This window comes from Ancylobacter mangrovi, from assembly GCF_024752335.1.
GTDB classification, from domain to species: domain Bacteria; phylum Pseudomonadota; class Alphaproteobacteria; order Rhizobiales; family Xanthobacteraceae; genus Ancylobacter; species Ancylobacter mangrovi.
Genome location: NZ_JANTHY010000001.1, coordinates 560,925 through 578,039, shown reverse-complemented (window position 1 = coordinate 578,039; position 17,115 = coordinate 560,925). Strand labels below are relative to the sequence as shown.

Below are 17,115 nucleotides of genomic sequence, written 5' to 3'. Positions count from 1 at the left end.
TAGCCCCGCAACCGACGCAACCGCCCGCATCTGCGCCTTTTGTCGAGGGTCGGCGCATCAACGCGCGACGCGGCAGGGCAGCGCCACCCGCACCGCTCCCGGCCAGTGGTTCTACAGCGACAGCACGACCGGGCCGCGCGGTGGCACCGCCTATCTTCAGGGCAAGGTTTACTGAGCGACCTGCGCCGCATCGGCCCCGTTCCGGCGGGGAGGATTTGAAAATGCCCGGCTCCGGCCGGGCATTTCTCTTCGGTCCAGAGACCGCCCGGCTTCCGCCCCCTGGGGGGCCAGAGCGCGGCGCGTCAGCCCTCGACCACGATCCGCGGCCCCGGGCGGGCGGCGGCCTGCTTGCCGGCGAGCGCGTCGCGCACCGCGCGGGCGATCGTGCGGTAGGTCTCCGCCTCGGCGCTGTCCGGCTTCGTCGCCACCACCGGCAGGCCGGCGTCGGAGGTCTCGCGGATCGACATCTGCAGCGGCACCTCGCCGAGGAACGGCACGCCGAGCCGCTGTGCCTCGTGGCGCGCGCCGCCATGGCCGAAGATGTCCGAGCGCGTGCCGCAATGCGGGCACACGAAGTAGCTCATGTTCTCGACCACGCCGAGCACCGGCACGTTCACCTTCTGGAACATGGCGATGCCGCGCCGGGCGTCGATCAGGGCGAGGTCCTGCGGCGTCGAGACGATGACCGCGCCGGCGAGCGGCACCTGCTGCGCCATGGTGAGCTGCGCATCGCCGGTGCCCGGCGGCATGTCGACCACCAGCACGTCGAGCGGTGCCCACGCCACCTCCTTCAGGAGCTGGCTGATCGCCGACATCACCATCGGCCCGCGCCAGATCATCGCCGTCTCCTCCTCGACGAGGAAGCCGATCGACATCACCTTGAGGTCCCAGGAGCGCAGCGGCTGCAGCATCTTGCCCTGCACGTCCGGCTTGCCCTTCAGCCCCATCAGGCGCGGCACCGACGGGCCGTAGATGTCGGCGTCGAGCAGGCCCACCTTCAGGCCGAGCGAGGCGAGGCCGAGCGCCAGGTTGGCCGCCAACGTCGACTTGCCGACACCGCCCTTGCCCGAGGCCACGGCGATGATGGCGCCGACGCCCGGCAGGCCGGGGGATTCCTTCTGCGGATCGGCCGGCGGGCGCGGCGCGGCATGGGCGTGGCCCGCATGCGCGTGCCCGGCATGGCCGCCGGTGCCGGAGACGCGCGCCGGCTGGGCCGGGCCGCCGGCAGGCGCCGAGCCGGCCTTGCGCTCGGCGGTTAGCGCGACCAGCGCCGAGGTCACGCCGGGCGTGCCGCGCACGGTGCGCTCCACCGCCGCGCGCACCGGCTCCCAGGCCTGCGCCTCGGCCGCGTCGACCGTGATCGACATGTAGACCTTGCCGTCGGAGACCAGGATCTCGGACAGCGTCCCGGTCTGCGTCACCGGACGGCCGTCCGGCGCGGAAACCTGCGCCAGCCGTGCCTTAACCTCGTCTGCGGTCGCCATTATTGCGCTCCTGCTTGAACTCTCGTGTGGGTGAGACACCAGCGGGCCGCAAGCGTCAACCCGGCCGCTCCCGTCGCCTCATCGGGGCCGTTTATGACCACCGCATTGCACAATCGGCGACCACTTCGACGATATGACTAGGAATGCATCAACCCCGTTGCGCAACATTCGGAAATAATGCCAGCATGAGTTGCCGGAGAAGAACAACACGCCGGCACCTGAGCAAATTCCAGAGGGGAAAAGCATGAGCCTCGTCACCCGTATCGCGGCCGCGGCCGTCTTGGTCGCCGCCACCATCAGCGGCGCTTCCGCCAAGGAGTGGAAGGTCGTCCGCATCGGCACGGAAGGTGCCTACCCGCCCTTCAATTATATCGAAAACAACGAAATCAAGGGCTTCGACATCGATATCGCCAAGGCGCTGTGCGAGAAGATGAAGGTGGAATGCACCTTCGTGGCGCAGGACTGGGACGGCATCATCCCCGCGCTGCTGGCCGGCAAGTACGACGCGATCGTCGCCTCCATGTCGATCACCGAGGAGCGCAAGAAGCAGATCGCCTTCTCGAAGAAGTATTACAACACCCCCGCAAGCTTCGTGGTGCCGAAGGATTCGAAGATCACCGACACCTCGCCCGAGGCGCTGAAGGGCAAGGTGCTGGGCGCCCAGGGCTCGACCATCCACTCCAACTACCTCGAGGACATCTACGGGCCGGCCGGCGCCGAGATAAAGCTCTACGGCAAGCAGGACGAGGCCAATCTCGACCTCGCCAATGGCCGCCTCGACGCGGTGCTCGCCGACAAGGTGGTGCTGCTCGAATGGCTGAACTCGAAGGAAGGCGCCTGCTGCAAGTTCACCGGCGCCGAGTACAAGGACCCGAAATATTTCGGTGAGGGCGTGGGCGTCGGCATCCGCAAGGATGACACCGATCTGGTCGCGATGTTCAACAAGGCGATCGACGAGATCCTCGCCGACGGCACCTACAAGAAGATCAACGACAAGTACTTCCCCTTCAGCGTCTACTGACGCGCGCTCCGCACGGTGCCGTTCCGGAGAGGCTCCCGGGACGGCACACCCTCTCATGACCATCGTGGAGCGGATGCGTCCTCATGCTGGAGCTGCTCGGCCTGCTCTCCTTCGGCCCGGACGGCTGGGGTGACGAGATCGCGCAAGGCGCGCTGCTGACCATCGAGCTGGCGCTCACCACGCTGCCCGTGGGCATCGCCATCGGCCTGGCGGTGGCGCTCGCCAAGGATTCCCATTCGCCGCTGCTGCGCGGCCTCGGTAATTTCTACACCACCATCTTCCGCGGCCTGCCCGAGCTGCTGACGCTGTTCATCGTCTACTACGGCGGGCAGATGCTGTTCACCCGCGTCGCCGGCTACTTCTTCGAGGATGCGCATATCGAGGTGAACCAGTTCGTCGCCGGCGTGGTGGCGCTCGGCCTGGTGCTGGGGGCCTTCTCCAGCGAGGTGCTGCTGGCGGCGATCCGCTCGGTGCCGCGCGGGCAGAAGGAAGCCGCTTCGGCGCTCGGCCTGCCGCGATGGCGGGTGTTCCGGCTCGTCACCTTCCCCCAGCTCTGGCGCGTCGCCCTGCCGGGTCTGTCCAACAACTGGATGGTGCTGCTGAAGGACACCTCGCTGGTCTCGGTGATCGCCATCAGCGACCTGATGCGCGAGACCGCGATCGCGGTCGGCGTGACCAAGCAGCCCTTCTTCTTCTACCTCGTCGCCTGCCTCATCTACCTCGTCTTCTCGGCGGCCTCGAGCGCCGTGTTCGTGCATCTGGAGGCGCGCGCCTCCCGCGGCTTCAAGCGGGTGGGAGGCCACTGATGCAGACACTGCTCGACGCGCTCGGCACCGGCTTCCTGTGGCTGATGGGCCTCCTCGGCCTCAATGTCGATCTGATGGAGCGCTACGGCCTGCGCTTCCTCGACGGGGTACAGGTGACGCTGGAGCTGGTGCTGCTCTCGGTGTTCCTCGGCGCGCTGCTGTCGCTGCCGCTGGCGGTGGCGCGGGTGGAGGGCGGCAAGTTCCTCTCGCGCGCCTCCTTCACCTATTCCTACTTCTTCCGCGGCACGCCGCTGCTGGCGCAGACCTTCCTGGTCTATTACGGCGCCGGCCAGTTCCGCCCCCAGCTCACCGATATCGGCCTGTGGTGGTTCTTCCGCGACGCCTTCAACTGCGCGGTGTTCACCTTCACCCTCAACACCGCCGCCTACCAGGCGGAGATCCTGCGCGGCGGCATCGAGAGCCTGCCGATCGGGCAGATGGAGGCGGCGCGCGCGATCGGGCTGACGCGCTACCAGGCCTATCGCAAGGTGATCCTGCCGCAGGCGATCGCGATCGGCCTGCGCCCGCTCGGCAACGAACTGGTGCTGATGATCAAGTCGAGCGCCATCGCCTCGGTGATCACGGTCTACGACCTGATGGGCGTGACCCGCCTCGCCTTCTCGCGCTCCTACGACATGGAAGTCTATCTGTGGGCGGCGCTGCTGTACCTCATCATGGTCGAGCTGGTGCGCCGGATCTGGGACGTGCTGGAGCGCCGGCTGAACCGGCACCTGACGCTCTCGCGCTGACGGCTTACACCAGCCGCGCCACCTCGGCCCGCAGCACCGGCACCAGCTCCGCCTCGAACCAGGGGTGGCGCTTCAGCCAGCCGGTGTTGCGCCAGGAGGGGTGCGGCAGCGGCATGATGCGCTCGCCCTCCCGCGCCTCGAAGATCTCGCGCCAGCGCGTCACCCGCTCGGTCAGCGAGAGGCCGGCATAGGCACCGAGGCCGAGCCGCTTCAGATGATAGCTCTGCGAGGCGCTGCCGACCGCGACCACGAGGCCGAAGGGCGGGCGCGCGGCGAAGAGCCGGTCGTGCCAGAGCCGCGCGCATTCGCGCCGCGGCGGCAGGTCGCCGCCCTTGACGTCCTGTCCGGGAAAGCAGAAGCCCATGGCGGCGATGGCCACCCTGTCCTCGTCGTAGAAGGTCGCGCGGTCGATGCCGAGCCACTGGCGGAGCCGGTCGCCCGAGGCGTCGTTGAACGACATGCCGCTGGCATGGACCTTGGTGCCCGGCGCCTGCCCGGCGATCAGCAGCCGCGCCTTCGGGCCTACATGCAGCACCGGATTCGGGGCGTGCGGCAGCGGCCGGCCGAGCGGCGCCTCGACGCAGACCCGGCAGGCGCGGATCCGCGCCAGCAGCTCGTCGAGCGTTTCGCGGCGCGCCGGGACATCGACGATGCGGGCGGAGGGGGAAGCGGGCATGCCTCCTAGATAGGCACGCGCCGCGGCCGGCGAAAGCGGCTGCGCCGTCAGGCGTTCCCTCGCGCCCTCCGGTGGGAAGGGCCGGCCGGCTTAATCGGCGCCCCGCGGATGGCGCGCGCGCCAGTTCGCCGGCATCTCGAACGGCCCGGCCCAGATGCCGCGGCGCGCCTCGCGGGCGGTGCTCTGCTCGCCCGTATAGGCGAGGCCGGTCGCCACCGCCCAGCCCTGCACGACCAGCGCCGCGCCGATGTCGCGGCCATCCGCCTCGCAGATCGCCACGGCGCGGCCGTAGCGATCCTCGTCGACCGGTCGGCAGCTCACCTTCGCACCGGCGACGAGCGCCTGCAGCGCCGCCTTCGCCTTCTCCCCGCACGACCAGCGCGTGGCGGCCTCGCCGCAGCTCTGGTGAAGCTCGGGCGCGTCGATGCCTTCCAGCCGCACACGCGCGCCGTCGAGCTCGAGGCTGTCGCCGTCGGACACCCGCACCGCGCCGGTGAGCGGCGGCACGAAATGCTCCACCACCAGCGCGATCACCACCAGCACCACTGCGACGAGGATCGAGCCGCGCGTGGAGGGCCGCCAGCGCGTGCCGGAACGCCGTGGCGCGCGCCGCCTCACGCGTCCGCCACGCCCGCCTCGGCGAAGGTGGCCATGCCGGAATGGCAGGCGAGCGCGGACTTGATGACGCCGATCGACAGCGCTGCGCCCGAGCCCTCGCCGAGCCGCATGCCGAGGTCGAGCAGCGGCTCGAGGCCGAGGCGCTCCAGCACCCGGCGATGCGCCGGCTCGGCCGAGACATGGCCGGCGAAGCAATGGTCGAGCGCGTGCTCGTCCATGGCCCGCAGCACGGCGGCGGCGGCGGTGACGACATAGCCGTCGAGCACCACCGGCACGCGCTGCATGCGGGCGGCAAGAATGGCGCCGGCCATCGCCGCCACTTCGCGCCCGCCGAGCTTGCGCAGCACCTCCAGCGGGTCGTCGAGATGGCCGCTGGCGCGGGCGACCGCCGCGCGCACCGCCTCGACCTTGCGGGCCAGCGTCTCGCCGGTGGAGCCGGTGCCGGGGCCGACCCATTCCTCCGCCTGCCCGCCATAGAGGCCGTGGAAGATGGCGGCGGCGACGGTGGTGTTGCCGATGCCCATCTCGCCGAGGCACAGCAGGTCCGGCTCACCGGCCAGCGCCTCCATGCCGAAAGCCATGGTGGCGGCGCATTCGGCCTCGGTCAGCGCGTCCTCGACGACGATGTCGGGGCTCGGCAGGTCGAGCGCGAGGTCGAACACCCTGAGCCCGGCGCCGAACACGCCGCAGATCTGGTTCACCGCCGCCTTTCCGGCGGTGAAGGTGGCGACCATCTGCTTGGTCACCTCCGGCGGATAGGGCGAGACGCCGCGACTGGCAACGCCGTGGGTGGCCGCGAAGACGGCGACGGTGGGCCGGTTCACCACCGGAATCGCCCGTCCCTGCCAGCCGGCGATGTCGATGGCGATCGCCTCCAGCCGCCCGAGCGCGCCCGGCGGCTTGACCAGCTCGCCCTGGCGCGCGGCGGCGGCGGCGCGAGCCGCCTCGTCCGGTCCCGGCATGGTGGCCACGAGGTTGCGAATGTCGTCGAAGGGCAGGCCGGAGACGGCGCGCGGCATGGGACTTCCTTCTTGGGCCTTCTGACGCGGCGGATGCACGCGGCGGTGGGATTCGGCGAAAGGACTCGGCAGGTTGCACACAGCGCGCCGGTAACAGGGCTCGCCTCCGGCGCGGCGGCGGGGTAGACCCTCCCACAGGAGCGCGCAACCCCCAATCCGCCAGACCCGCGCCTCGGGCCGCCCATGACGTCGCAGGCTACGACACCGCCCCGCTTCGATGCCGCCTTCCGCACGCGGCTCGACGCGCTGTTCGCCTGGCGGCGCGACGTGCGCCATTTCGAGCGGGGAGCGCTGGCGCCGGGGGTGCTCGACGACTTGCTCGCGCAGGCGACCGAGGCACCGAGCGTCGGGCTGAGCCAGCCCTGGCGCTTCGTCCTGGTGCGCGCGCCCGAGCGCCGCGCCGATATCCGCGCGATCTTCGAGAGCTGCAACGCGCAGGCGCTGGCCGGTCAGGCGAGCGAGCGGGCCGGGCTCTATGCGCGGCTCAAGCTCGCCGGCCTCGACGACGCGCCCGAGCACGTCGCCGTGTTCGTCGAGCCCGAGCCCGAGGCGGGCCATGGCCTCGGGCGCGCCACCATGCCCGAGACGGTCGCCTATTCGGCGGTGATGGCGATCCACACGCTGTGGCTCGCCGCCGCGGCGCGCGGGGTGGGCCTCGGCTGGGTGTCGATCCTCGACCCGCAGGCGGTGCGCGCCGCGCTCGACCTGCCCGAGCGCTGGCAGCTCGTGGGCTATCTGTGCATCGGCTACCCGGCCGAGCCCTCGCGCGTGCCCGAGCTCGAGCGCAAGGGCTGGGAACACCGCCGGCCCCTCGCCGATTTCCTGCTGATGCGCTGAACCGGATCGAAGGACACCATGCCCCTGCCCGTCCTGTCCGATGTGCCCGAGGCGCTGCGCTTCCTGACCCGGCTCCCGGTGCCGGAGAGCGGCACGGCGCCAGCGGGGAGCGACGGGCCGGCGCGCCCCTACATGGACCGGCTGGCCCCGGCCTTCCCCGTCGCCGGCGCCATCATCGGCCTGCTCGGCGCGCTCGTCCTCGCTATCGGCCTCGCCGTCCATCTCGGGAGCTGGGTCTCCAGCGTACTCGCCGTCGCGGTGATGACGGCGATCACCGGGGCGCTGCACGAGGACGGCCTCGCCGACACCGCCGACGGCCTCGGCGGCAACGGCATCGAACGGCGCCTCGAAATCATGAAGGACAGCCGCATCGGCAGCTTCGGCGTGCTGGCGCTGGTGCTGGCGATGCTGCTGAAGGTCGGCGCGCTGGAGGGATTGTCGTTCGCCAGCGGGCTCGACGCCGGCGCGGCGCTGGTCGCCGCGGGAGCGCTCTCGCGCACCGCCGGCCCGTGGATGCTGGCCGTGCTGCCGCCGGCGCGGGCGAGCGGTCTCGCCGCCGGGGTGGGCCGTCCCTCGGCCGCGGCCTGCCGGATGGCGGCCGCCATCGGTGTCGTGATCGCCTTCGCGGCGACGGTGCCGGTGTTCGGCCTGGCGGCGTTCGTGGTCGCCCTCATCTTTGGAATCGCAGCCTTTTTCGGCATCGTCCGCCTTGCCCGCGCCCAATTCGGCGGGCAGACGGGAGACATTGCCGGGGCCGCCATCGTGGCGGTGGAGATTGCCTTCCTCACGGGCCTGCTTATCTTCGCGCGGCAGCTTTGAGCCGACCGAATCCGATGCCGACAACCGTCTCCACTCCTTGCGTTGCCACCTGCACGCTCGACGCGGGCGGGCGCATCTGTATCGGTTGCGGCCGTACCATCGAGGAGATCGGCGCCTGGAGCAGGATGAGCGAAAGCGAGCGCCGCGCCGTCATGGCGCGCCTCGCAGCGAGCCGCGCGGCGGACGCCGCAGCGACCGCCCGCGTGCCGGCACGCCCCGCCCGGATGCGGGAGGGCGCGCGGTGAACAATGACCGCCTGATGTGGATCGTGGTGATCGGCCTCGCCGCCGGCATCGGCCTGATCGCCTGGAGCGAGGCCACCGGCGGCATCGCCGGCCTCGGCGCGCGCCAGCTCGCCCATCTCGTCACCTACGGGGCGATCGGGCTGGTGGTGGGCGCGGCGGTGGTGGCGACCTTCACCGGCCGGCTCGGCGAGGCGCTCCGCGCGCTGGCGCTGTGGCTGGTCATCTTCGCCGTGCTGGCGGCCGGCTACACCTACCGGGTGGAGATCCACGCCGTCGCCTACCGCGTGCTGGCCGAACTCGCGCCCGGCTACGCGGTGCCCCTCGCCGATCGCGGCGCGCCGGCGGTCGAGGTGGCGCGGGCGAGCGATGGCGACTTCAACGTGCGGGTCGAGATCAATGACAGCCGCATCCCGATGCTGGTCGACACCGGCGCCTCGAGCGTGGTGCTGACGCCCGAGGACGCGGTCGCGGTCGGCCTGCCGATCGAGTTCCTGCGCTACGACATCCCGATCGATACCGCCAACGGGCGCGGCAAGGCGGCCGCCGTGGTGCTCGACCGGGTGGCCATCGCCGGCAGCATCGAGGAGCGCAACGTGCCCGCGCTGATCGCCAGCCCGGGCACGCTCAAGCACAGCCTCCTGGGCATGAGCTTCCTCTCCCGCCTCGGCAGCTTCGAGATCAGCGGCGAGAAGCTGATAATGCGGGCCAAGATCGCGCAGTAACGCACGCTCAGCGCATCATCAGCGCGACCAGGAAGCGCAGCCCGGTTATCAGCAGGAACAGGCCGAAGCCGATCTCGAGCTGGCGCCGGGTGAAGGCGTGGGCGAGCCGCGCGCCGAGCGGCGCCACCAGCGTCGCGATGCCGCCGACCAGTATCAGCGCCGGCAGCGAGACATAGCCGATGGAGAGCGGCGGCAGGCTGGCGAGATGGGGAATGCCGCTCAGCATATAGCCGATGGTGCCGGGCACGGCGATCAGCGCGCCGAGGCCCACCGAGGTGGCGATGGCGTCGTGGATCGGCACCCGGTAGAGCGTGAGCACCACGGTCGCGATGCCGCCGCCGCTGATGCCGATCAGCGGCGAGGCGGCGCCGATGCCGAAGCCGTAGGCCGCCATGGCGGCGCGGCCCGGCAGCGTCTCGCCCAGCACCCATCTCGACCCGGCGAACAGCATCTTCGAGGACATGAGCGCGGCAAAGACGACGAACGCGCCCTGCAGCACGATGTCCGGCGACACGGCCGCGAGCAGCGTGCCGCTGATCACGCCGGCGAGGACCGACGGCGCCCATCGACGCAGCACCTGGCTGTCCACGCGGGTGCGTGCGCGGTGCGCGAGGAAGGAGCGCAGTGCCGTCGGCACGATGATCGCCAGCGACGAGCCGACAGCCAGATGCATGCGCTCGGCCTCGGGAACGCCGAGCGTGCCGAACATCTCGTAGAGGACGGGGACGACGATCGCCCCGCCGCCGACGCCGAACAGGCCCGCCAGCATGCCGGTGGCGAAGCCCGCCGCCAGCAGGGCGCCGGCGAGCCAGATCAAGTGCTCAAGAGGTATGGACTGCAGCATTACGCCACCAGGGAACGCCTTTCTTCCGCCCGACGAACCTCGTCGACGGCGGCGCGCAGGACGGCGAGACCGGCCTCCGGCCTCACCCCTTCCATGGCGAGGCGGCGACGATAGGCCCGCGCACCGGGGCGGCCGGTGAACAGGCCCAGCATGTGACGCGTGACGTCGTGCAGACGCCCGCCGGCGGCGAGATGCGCGCCGATATAGGGCTCGAACGCCTCCACCGCGGCGAAGGCGTCGGCGTGGGGCGGCGCCTCGCCGAACAGGCGGGCATCGACCTCGAGCAGCAGCTCGGGCTGCTGATAGGCCGCGCGGCCGAGCATCGCACCGTCGACGTGGCGAAGCTGCGCCTCCACCTCGTCGAGCGAACCGATCCCCCCGTTTATGCTGACCGGCACGTCGGGCAGGCGGCGCTTGAGCCGGTGCACGCGGTCGTAGTCGAGCGGGGGAATGTCGCGGTTCTCCTTCGGCGACAGGCCTTCCAGCCACGCCTTGCGTGCATGGACGAGGAGCGCGTCCGCGCCGGCCGCGAGCACGGCGTCGGCCAGCCGGTCCAGCGCCATCTCCGGGTCCTGGTCGTCGACGCCGATGCGGCACTTCACCGTGACGGGGATGTCGACGCGCGCCTTCATCGCCCTCACGCAGGCGGCCACGAGCTCGGGGTCGCGCATCAGGCAGGCGCCGAAATTGCCGCCCTGCACCCGGTCCGAGGGGCAGCCGACATTGAGGTTGATCTCGTCATAGCCGCGATCGGCGCAGATCGCTGCCGCCTGCGCCAGCGCGTCCGGGTCCGAGCCGCCGAGCTGGACCGCCACCGGGTGCTCGTCCTCGCCGAAGCCGATGAGGCGGTCGCGGTCGCCGAAGATCACCGCATTGGCGGTCACCATCTCCGTATAAAGCCGCGCCCGGCGCGAGAGCAGGCGATGGAACGCCCGACAGTGGCGGTCGGACCAGTCCATCATCGGCGCGACGGAAAATCGGTGTTCGTGAAAAGCCATCATTCTTCTTGCCGGGCGGAAATGCCCGTGGGCGCTCCATGTACTCGTTCGTACGCCATTAGACGCCCATTTGCGCGGCCTTTCGACCGGGCGGCGCGGAAAACGCGCCGAAACGGCATCGCCACAGGCGATTCCGCCACCGTGCATATCAATGATATGGCAGAGCGCGGCACGGCGCTACCGCCATCTGCGCCGGATGGAGGGCGCCGCGCGGGAGGGGCTGGCGGAGGAGCCGGGCGGGAGGTGTCGGGCGGCCGCGCTGCTATTTGTAGTAAGTGCGGTAGGTACGGACCATGCTCGGGACGAATTCGCGCAGGATCGCCTTGATCCCGAGCGCCTTGCCGTTCTGGCGATAGAGGTAGTTCGTCACGACCGCCCGCATGACGTTTTCGGGATAGGTCTCGCGGAAGAGGAACAGCAGCTCGTTCTTCTCGAGCAAATAGTGGAGATAGGACCCTGCCGGCGGGGCGATGCTCTTCCAGTAGCCGATCGTGGTCAGGATGTTGTTGAACAGATGGACGGTGACCGCGTCGTCGCATTTCGAGGCGCAGAAGTCGAAATGTTCCGGCAGCAGGATCTTCCATATGTCCTGATAGTCGATCGGATAGAAGGCGACGTGCGGGGTTGGCTCGATCGGCCCGCCGAGCAAGCGGTTGACCCGCTCGATCAGCGCCGGCCCGGTCTCCCCCCAGCGCAGATCGCGGTCGAACAGCTTGTGGACCTCCTCGCGCAGCGTGGTCAGGACCTCGGCGTCGGAGATGTAGATGATCGCGTTGTTCAGCCCGCGCGGCTCCTCCGAGATCAGCAGATTGGAGCGGTCGGCGAAATTGCCCTCGCCGATCATCAGCACGTCGATGTCGACCCAGGTGAGGTTGCGCCGGCGCATCATCTCGTAGCGGAAGAAATCCGAGAAATGGCACACGTCGGGCCGGCCGTTGTAGATGATGCGCCGGCCGATCGCCTCGGGAACGATCGCCGCCGCGTCCTCGACCGTGACCCCCTCCGGCACGTTTTCCAGCGGCGCGTAGGAGAACAGGGTGAGGTCGATACCCCGGCGCAGGAACGAGAGCAGGCACGCCTGGTCGAGCGCGCTGAGCGTGCCGCGTGCCCAGAACGTGCCGACCCCCTCGCCGGGAAAGGCGCTGCGCGCCTTGAAGGCGCCTTTGCCCGGCCTGCCGCGCACCGCACCCGCCCTCTGAGCGGCGTCAAGTTGCTGTTCGCCATATCGCATCGCGTCATTGCCCCCGCATAAGCCCTGCCCCGGAAACGCCGTGCGAAGAACTGGCGCGCTTCCGCCTTCCCTCTCGCCGCCGGCGATCATGGCGGGCCCGCGCACGCCGAAGACGCCGGCCTGAACGCATAGGCCCGGATGTAGTCGACCTGCAGCACCACCGGGTTCGGCGTGTTGCTGATGGGAAAGCCGGAGCCGAGCGCCAGATCCACCAGGATCATCAATCTGTTCTTGTGACTGTCCGGCGTCTTCACCTGCCATAGCGGCTTCCGATCCAGGTAGAAGGTGATGTGGGCGGGCGTGACGGCCGCGCTATAGGTGTGGAACGCGTCCTCGAGCGAGCCCTCCGGCACCTCGAACGTGTTCAGATCGCCGGTCTGGATCGCCGGGTCGTCGGACCACAGGTGATAGGCCGCCTGATAGGAATCGCGGGCGTGGCCGTAATATTCGATGATGTCGACCTCGAGCGTGCCGTCCGTCTTGCCCGGCTCGGGAATGGCGTTCAGCCAGAAGGCGGGCCACGTGCCGGGCCCCGTCGGCAGCCTCATCCGCGCCTCGAAATACCCGTAGCGCAGGCCGAAGCCCTTGCCCGTGTCGTCGGCCGAGGCGAGCAGGCCCGAGGTCCAGTTGCCGTCGGCATCCTTCGAGGCGGTGATGTTGAGCACGCCGTCCTGGACCGAGAAGGGCGAGTCGGGGCCGGGATCGCCGAAGGCGGCATCGCCGAAATCGCCGTCCCAGGGGGTATGGGCGATCCAGCGCCCATCGCCGATTTCGCGCGCCGCGACGCTCAGCTCGTCGAACTCGTCGTCGAAGACGAGCTCCAGCCGGCAGAAATCGATGGCGTTCCCGACCGGCGGATCCCTGCCCTCCGCCTCGGCCGGCACCACCGGCGGCGCCAGCGTCGCGGCGCCGGAGAGGATGGCGAGGGACAGGGCGAGGCGGGACGCTTTCATCGCGCATCCCCCAGCAGCGCGCGCGTCAGCTCGACGTGACGGGCGATGTACTCCTGGCAGCCGAGCCCGCCGAGCCGCATCCGCGCCTGCGCGCGCTGCGCCAGCAGGATGCCGCGCTCGGGCGCCGCGAGCAGGGACTGGACCGCCGCCCGCAACGCCAGCGGATCGCCGGGCGGGACGTAGCAGGCGGACCGCGCGTCGAAATAGGCCTCCAGCCCGCCGGTGCCGCTCACCACCATGGGCAGCCCTTCCAGCGCCGCCTCCTCCATCACCGTGATGCCGCTTGCGTGCCGGTTCGGCTTGAGCGGGACGACCATGAGCGCCGCCTCATGCATCAGGCTTTGCAGCTCGCTGTTGTCGGCGAGCTGGACGATGCGGACATTGGCCGCGTCGCGCATGAGCGAGACCGGGGCAGTCCCCGAGACGATGGTGAGCTCGATGTCCGGCTGCCCGCGCAGTGCGGCGACCAGCGTGCGCCAGTCCCTGTGGCGGTCGTTGCCGAGGCTGATGATCCGGGCGGGCCGGCTCACGCGCACGCGCGGCGGGGTCCATTTCTCGCTCGGAATGCCGAACAGCACCAGCTCGCAGTGCTTGCCGGGGAAGGCCCGGCGGATCACCGCCAGGTTCTCCGGCGAGAGCGTGGTGAGCAGGTCCACCTCGCGGATCAGGCGTCGGAAGAAGGCGCGGCGGATCGCCGTCAGGCCGTCCCAGCGGTCGAACAGCCACACGCTCTGGCCGAGCAGCTTCGGCCGGCCGCTCGGGCGGCGCCCGTAGATCGCCAGCAGCAGCGCGACGGCGAGATACTGGGATTCGGAGTGGGTCCAGATCACGTCCGAGGCTAGGATCGCCTCGCGATTGTGCAGGGCGTGGAGATAGTCGAAGCCGAGCAGCGCCCGCACCGCATAGCGCACCGCCTTCCGCAGTACGCCCTCCTTCGCCGCCCGCGAGAAGGCGACGGCGCAGCCCATGGCGCGCGCCCTCGCATAGCCGTAGGGCGAGGGGTCGTTGAGGCCGATGAGGGTGCCGGCCCGCCAGCGCCGTTCCCATTCCTGCTCGTCCTGCGCGAAGGCGAGATGCACGAACACCTTCGGCTCCGCGCCGGGAGGGTCCGGGGCGGTCGGAGGGTGCCGGCCGGCAAGCGGCAGGGTGCTGTGCTCGTTCATGCGGGCCACCTCCGGCGCAGCCGGGCCAGCGGCGATGAGGGCGCGGCGCCGTCGGGCGGGCGGCGTTCGCCAGGCGCGCGGCCTTCGGGGTGAAGGGGGCGGTGAAGGGGGCTCATGGCGCCAGATCCTCCCGGCGCGTCACCAGCCCGTCCGCGATGGCCATCTCGGCGAGATAGGCTTCGGCCGAGGTCGACCAGCGGTACTTCTTGGCGTTCTCGCGCCCGGTCGCCACCAGCTTGAAGCGCAGGGCCGGCTCGGCACGGAGCTGCTTGAACGCGTCGAGCCACGCCTCCGGCTGGTCGGGCGCGGCATAGAGCGCCGCCGCACCGCAGATCTCCGGCAGGCTCGCCCGGTCGGAAACGACGACCGGGCAGCCCAGCGCCATCGCTTCCAGCGGTGGCAGGCCGAAGCCTTCCACATAGGAGGGAAAGGCGAGGCAGAGCGAGTTCGTCAGCAGCGCCGCCAGCTCGTTGTCGGTGAGCCGGCCGAGGACCACCACGTTCGCATTGTCCGCCGCCACGCCGGGCGCGGACTGGAACACCCGGCTGTCCAGCGCGCCGACCAGCGCGAGCCGGAAGCCGACCGCCGCCAGCCGCGGCGCGAGGTCGAGCAGCATGCCGATATTCTTGTGCGGCGCCGGGCTGCCGAGCACGACGATGGTGCTGGAGCCCGCCGCGCGCCGCGTCGCCTCGGAGTGCTTGGGCGTCCATGTCAGTGCGTGTTCGTGGCCGCACGGAATGACGCTGATCTCCGCTTCCGGGCGGATGCCGGAACGGGCGAGCTCGGCGGCCGAGAACGAGGAGACCGTGACCACCCGCGCTACCCGCCGGGCGAGCAGCGGCAGGAACAGGCGGTGCAGGAGGCGGTAGCGCAGCGAATAGCTCTGCGGGAAGGCGCTTATGTTGGTGTCGTGGATGCACAGGATCTGCCGGGCGACCGCCAGCGGGCCGGTGTTGCACAGGCTGAGCAGCCCGCTGCGCATCTGGCCGGGGAGCGTGAACTGCTCCCACAGATGGCCGCGCAGCTCCCCGACCCGGCGAACAGCGATGTGGCCCAGCGCGTAATCCTCGGCGTTCTTGGGCGTCACCAGCTCGAGCTCCAGTCCCTGCGCGAGGGGATGCCTGTCGGCGATCAGGCGGTCGAGGGCGGCGACGATCCCGTGGGCATAGCGCTGGACGCCGGTAAGGGGTTGGGTCAGGAAACGTCCGTTGATGGTCCAGCACCTGATCATGCTCGAATGACGCCTTTCCACCGACGCGCGCGATCAGCAACGGCGCACGTCAGTGTCGGGGACGCTTCGGCCCGGTGCCAGTCGGCATTCGGTGTAGCGGCTCGCGAAGACCTACCCCTTCCGCACGATATGCTTCGCCCGGCGTGTAATTATTTCCTCCATCGCGGCTAAACCCCGGGACGGCGAAAGTAATATTCGCAATCGCGCCGGCACGACTCGAATAACACGCAAAGGTTGCGCGACACAGGTCGCCTGCGTCAGTGCGGGGCGTTGGCGATCCGGCCCACCGGCACGGGGGGGAGCCGCCCCGCCCTTCGGGCCAGCCCCGGCGGCGCCGCGGCGAGAGCGTCGCGGCAGGAGAGCACCGTGGCGAGGCAGATGAAGAACAATATGCCCGGGTCGGCATTGCCGCTGGAGATAATGGCCGGCACCAGCATCCACAGGCCGGCGGCGCGGGCCGATTCGTGCAGGGCGAGCGCGGAGGTGTCGCCGCCCGCCGGGCGCGGCGGCGGGCGCAGGAACAGCCCTGCCAGGATAAGCAACAGCGTTGTTCCGATGATCCCGGTCTGGCTCAGCACCGCGATCAGCCAGTTCGACGCGCGCGAGCTGCCCATGCCGATGCCGATGCCGCCGGTGTCGAGGAACACCTGGAAGCTGCGGTCGTTCGCATAGCCGCGCTCCTGCGCCGAGGAGGATTGCGACTTGTTCAGCAACGCCTCCTCCAGCAGGCGGCGCACGCTGGAGAAGGCGGTGTCGTCCAGCAGGTAGATGCCGAGGCAGACCGTGATCCCGACGAGTATGACGCCGCCGAGAACCAGATCCGAGCGGCGCGGGCCTCCCCGGAACGGGAACAGGCTGGCGGAGATCGCCAGCCACAGCGCATAGGCGCCGAGGCACGCATAGCCGGTGCTGGAGGTGGACAGCATCAGCATGCCCAGCGACAGCAGCATGAGCGCGAAGGCCAGCCGCCCCTGCGTGATCCGCCAGTAGGTCATGATGAAGACCAGCCCGGGGAACAGGGCGGTGGCGAAGGCGGACGCCTCGGAATGACCGCCGGCGATGCGGTAGAAGCCGACCGAGATGTCGTCCGTCAGCAGCGCGTAGCTCGCCGTGCGGATGGGAAGCAGCACGTCGCCGGCGCCCGCCAGCTTGCCCAACAGGTCAAGCAGCCCGAGTCCGACATTCATCGCCACCCAGGCGACGAAGCCCAGCTCCATGGCGGCGAGGGCGCCGGGCCGGCGCAGCTCGATGCACAGCAGCAGGCAGGTCAGCCCGCCGAGCACGAAATAGCCCGACTGGGTGATGTTGCCGGTGCTGGGCGCGAGCGGGACCTCGAGCCCCCCCGACTGGCGCAAGTCGAACATGCCGACATCGCCCTGGAACAGCCGCGGCAGGATCACGGCGGTGCCCGCGACATAGACGATGAGGAGCAGGACGAGGAGGCAGGCGCGGTGGCGGACGAACTCGGCCGCGAAATCGTTCAGCCCGTCCCGGCGACACACCACGCGGACGACGAGGATCAGCGCGAACAGCGTGTAGATGAGCGGCGAGGAGCCGCCGAGGCTCGGCAGCACCGCGAAGGCCGTGGAGCCGAACGCCAGCGACATCATGAGCCCGACCAGCACGGGCGAGCCCATCGACCGCCCGATAAGCAGCAGGACGAGGCAGACAAGAAGCCCTGTCGGCGACGGGATCATGT

At 70.2% G+C, this 17,115-nt stretch carries 18 protein-coding genes; 7 read left to right on the top strand and 11 right to left on the bottom strand.

All coding sequences use genetic code 11. The annotated features are described in order from the left end of the window. Positions 1-302 precede the first annotated feature (302 nt). Positions 303-1,484, bottom strand: a complete 1,182-nt coding sequence (locus NVS83_RS02695; protein ID WP_258737946.1) for an Mrp/NBP35 family ATP-binding protein — start codon at positions 1,482-1,484, stop codon at positions 303-305. A gap of 244 nt (positions 1,485-1,728) precedes the next feature. Between NVS83_RS02695 and NVS83_RS02690 the strand changes: the two genes are divergently transcribed. From NVS83_RS02690 to NVS83_RS02680, 3 genes are all read left to right on the top strand, one after another. Then, positions 1,729-2,505: an ABC transporter substrate-binding protein gene (locus NVS83_RS02690; RefSeq protein WP_258730882.1), complete on the top strand. Its 777-nt coding sequence runs from the start codon at positions 1,729-1,731 to the stop codon at positions 2,503-2,505. An 83-nt stretch (positions 2,506-2,588) separates the two neighbouring features. Then, on the top strand, positions 2,589-3,311 hold the full coding sequence (locus NVS83_RS02685) for an ABC transporter permease (RefSeq protein ID WP_258730883.1): 723 nt from the start codon (positions 2,589-2,591) through the stop codon (positions 3,309-3,311). Then, positions 3,311-4,060: an ABC transporter permease gene (locus NVS83_RS02680; RefSeq protein ID WP_374114510.1), complete on the top strand. Its 750-nt coding sequence runs from the start codon at positions 3,311-3,313 to the stop codon at positions 4,058-4,060. Before NVS83_RS02685 ends, NVS83_RS02680 begins: the two co-directional genes overlap by 1 nt. A gap of 4 nt (positions 4,061-4,064) precedes the next feature. On the opposite strand, the gene NVS83_RS02675 is transcribed toward NVS83_RS02680, so the two are convergent. From NVS83_RS02675 to cobT, 3 genes are all read right to left on the bottom strand, one after another. Next, positions 4,065-4,736 (bottom strand): uracil-DNA glycosylase family protein, encoded by a 672-nt coding sequence (locus tag NVS83_RS02675; protein WP_258737945.1) that lies wholly within the window; start codon positions 4,734-4,736, stop codon positions 4,065-4,067. Positions 4,737-4,826: 90 nt separating this feature from the next. After that, positions 4,827-5,354, bottom strand: a complete 528-nt coding sequence (locus tag NVS83_RS02670; protein WP_258737944.1) for a thermonuclease family protein — start codon at positions 5,352-5,354, stop codon at positions 4,827-4,829. After that, positions 5,351-6,373 carry a nicotinate-nucleotide--dimethylbenzimidazole phosphoribosyltransferase gene (gene cobT, locus NVS83_RS02665; protein ID WP_258737943.1) on the bottom strand — a complete coding sequence of 341 codons (1,023 nt, stop codon included), beginning with the start codon at positions 6,371-6,373 and terminating at the stop codon, positions 5,351-5,353. Before cobT ends, NVS83_RS02670 begins: the two co-directional genes overlap by 4 nt. Positions 6,374-6,556: 183 nt before the next feature. Between cobT and bluB the strand changes: the two genes are divergently transcribed. Genes bluB through NVS83_RS02645 form a run of 4 tightly spaced genes read left to right on the top strand, consistent with a single transcriptional unit; the run spans position 6,557 to position 8,996 of the window. Beyond that, positions 6,557-7,210: a 5,6-dimethylbenzimidazole synthase gene (gene bluB / locus NVS83_RS02660; RefSeq protein WP_258737942.1), complete on the top strand. Its 654-nt coding sequence runs from the start codon at positions 6,557-6,559 to the stop codon at positions 7,208-7,210. A gap of 18 nt (positions 7,211-7,228) precedes the next feature. Continuing rightward, entirely contained in the window at positions 7,229-8,029 is an 801-nt protein-coding gene (cobS, locus tag NVS83_RS02655) for an adenosylcobinamide-GDP ribazoletransferase (RefSeq protein WP_258737941.1), read from the top strand. A 14-nt stretch (positions 8,030-8,043) separates the two neighbouring features. Next, entirely contained in the window at positions 8,044-8,274 is a 231-nt protein-coding gene (locus NVS83_RS02650) for a DUF1289 domain-containing protein (protein WP_258737940.1), read from the top strand. Next, on the top strand, positions 8,271-8,996 hold the full coding sequence (locus NVS83_RS02645) for a TIGR02281 family clan AA aspartic protease (RefSeq protein ID WP_258737939.1): 726 nt from the start codon (positions 8,271-8,273) through the stop codon (positions 8,994-8,996). Before NVS83_RS02650 ends, NVS83_RS02645 begins: the two co-directional genes overlap by 4 nt. Positions 8,997-9,003: 7 nt before the next feature. Here NVS83_RS02645 and NVS83_RS02640 read toward each other — a convergent pair whose 3' ends face one another. The 7 genes from NVS83_RS02640 to NVS83_RS02610 form a co-directional block, all read right to left on the bottom strand. Beyond that, the gene (locus NVS83_RS02640) at positions 9,004-9,840 is read right to left on the bottom strand and encodes a sulfite exporter TauE/SafE family protein (protein ID WP_258730892.1); all 837 of its coding nucleotides are present in this window, start codon (positions 9,838-9,840) and stop codon (positions 9,004-9,006) included. Continuing rightward, a complete protein-coding gene (gene dusA, locus NVS83_RS02635) occupies positions 9,840-10,838 on the bottom strand; it encodes a tRNA dihydrouridine(20/20a) synthase DusA (protein WP_258737938.1) in 999 nt (332 codons plus the stop codon). Before dusA ends, NVS83_RS02640 begins: the two co-directional genes overlap by 1 nt. Before the next feature lie 262 nt (positions 10,839-11,100). After that, entirely contained in the window at positions 11,101-12,021 is a 921-nt protein-coding gene (locus tag NVS83_RS02630) for a hypothetical protein (protein WP_258737937.1), read from the bottom strand. 134 nt (positions 12,022-12,155) lie between these two features. Then, the gene (locus NVS83_RS02625) at positions 12,156-13,022 is read right to left on the bottom strand and encodes a glycoside hydrolase family 16 protein (RefSeq protein WP_258737936.1); all 867 of its coding nucleotides are present in this window, start codon (positions 13,020-13,022) and stop codon (positions 12,156-12,158) included. Continuing rightward, a complete protein-coding gene (locus tag NVS83_RS02620) occupies positions 13,019-14,185 on the bottom strand; it encodes a glycosyltransferase (protein ID WP_258737935.1) in 1,167 nt (388 codons plus the stop codon). The genes NVS83_RS02625 and NVS83_RS02620 overlap by 4 nt, the downstream gene beginning before the upstream one ends. Positions 14,186-14,297: 112 nt before the next feature. Next, positions 14,298-15,416: a glycosyltransferase family 4 protein gene (locus tag NVS83_RS02615; protein WP_258737934.1), complete on the bottom strand. Its 1,119-nt coding sequence runs from the start codon at positions 15,414-15,416 to the stop codon at positions 14,298-14,300. Between the two features lie 257 nt (positions 15,417-15,673). Then, positions 15,674-17,113, bottom strand: coding sequence for a hypothetical protein (locus NVS83_RS02610; RefSeq protein WP_258737933.1), 1,440 nt, complete (start codon positions 17,111-17,113; stop codon positions 15,674-15,676). Between the last annotated feature and the right edge of the window lie 2 nt (positions 17,114-17,115).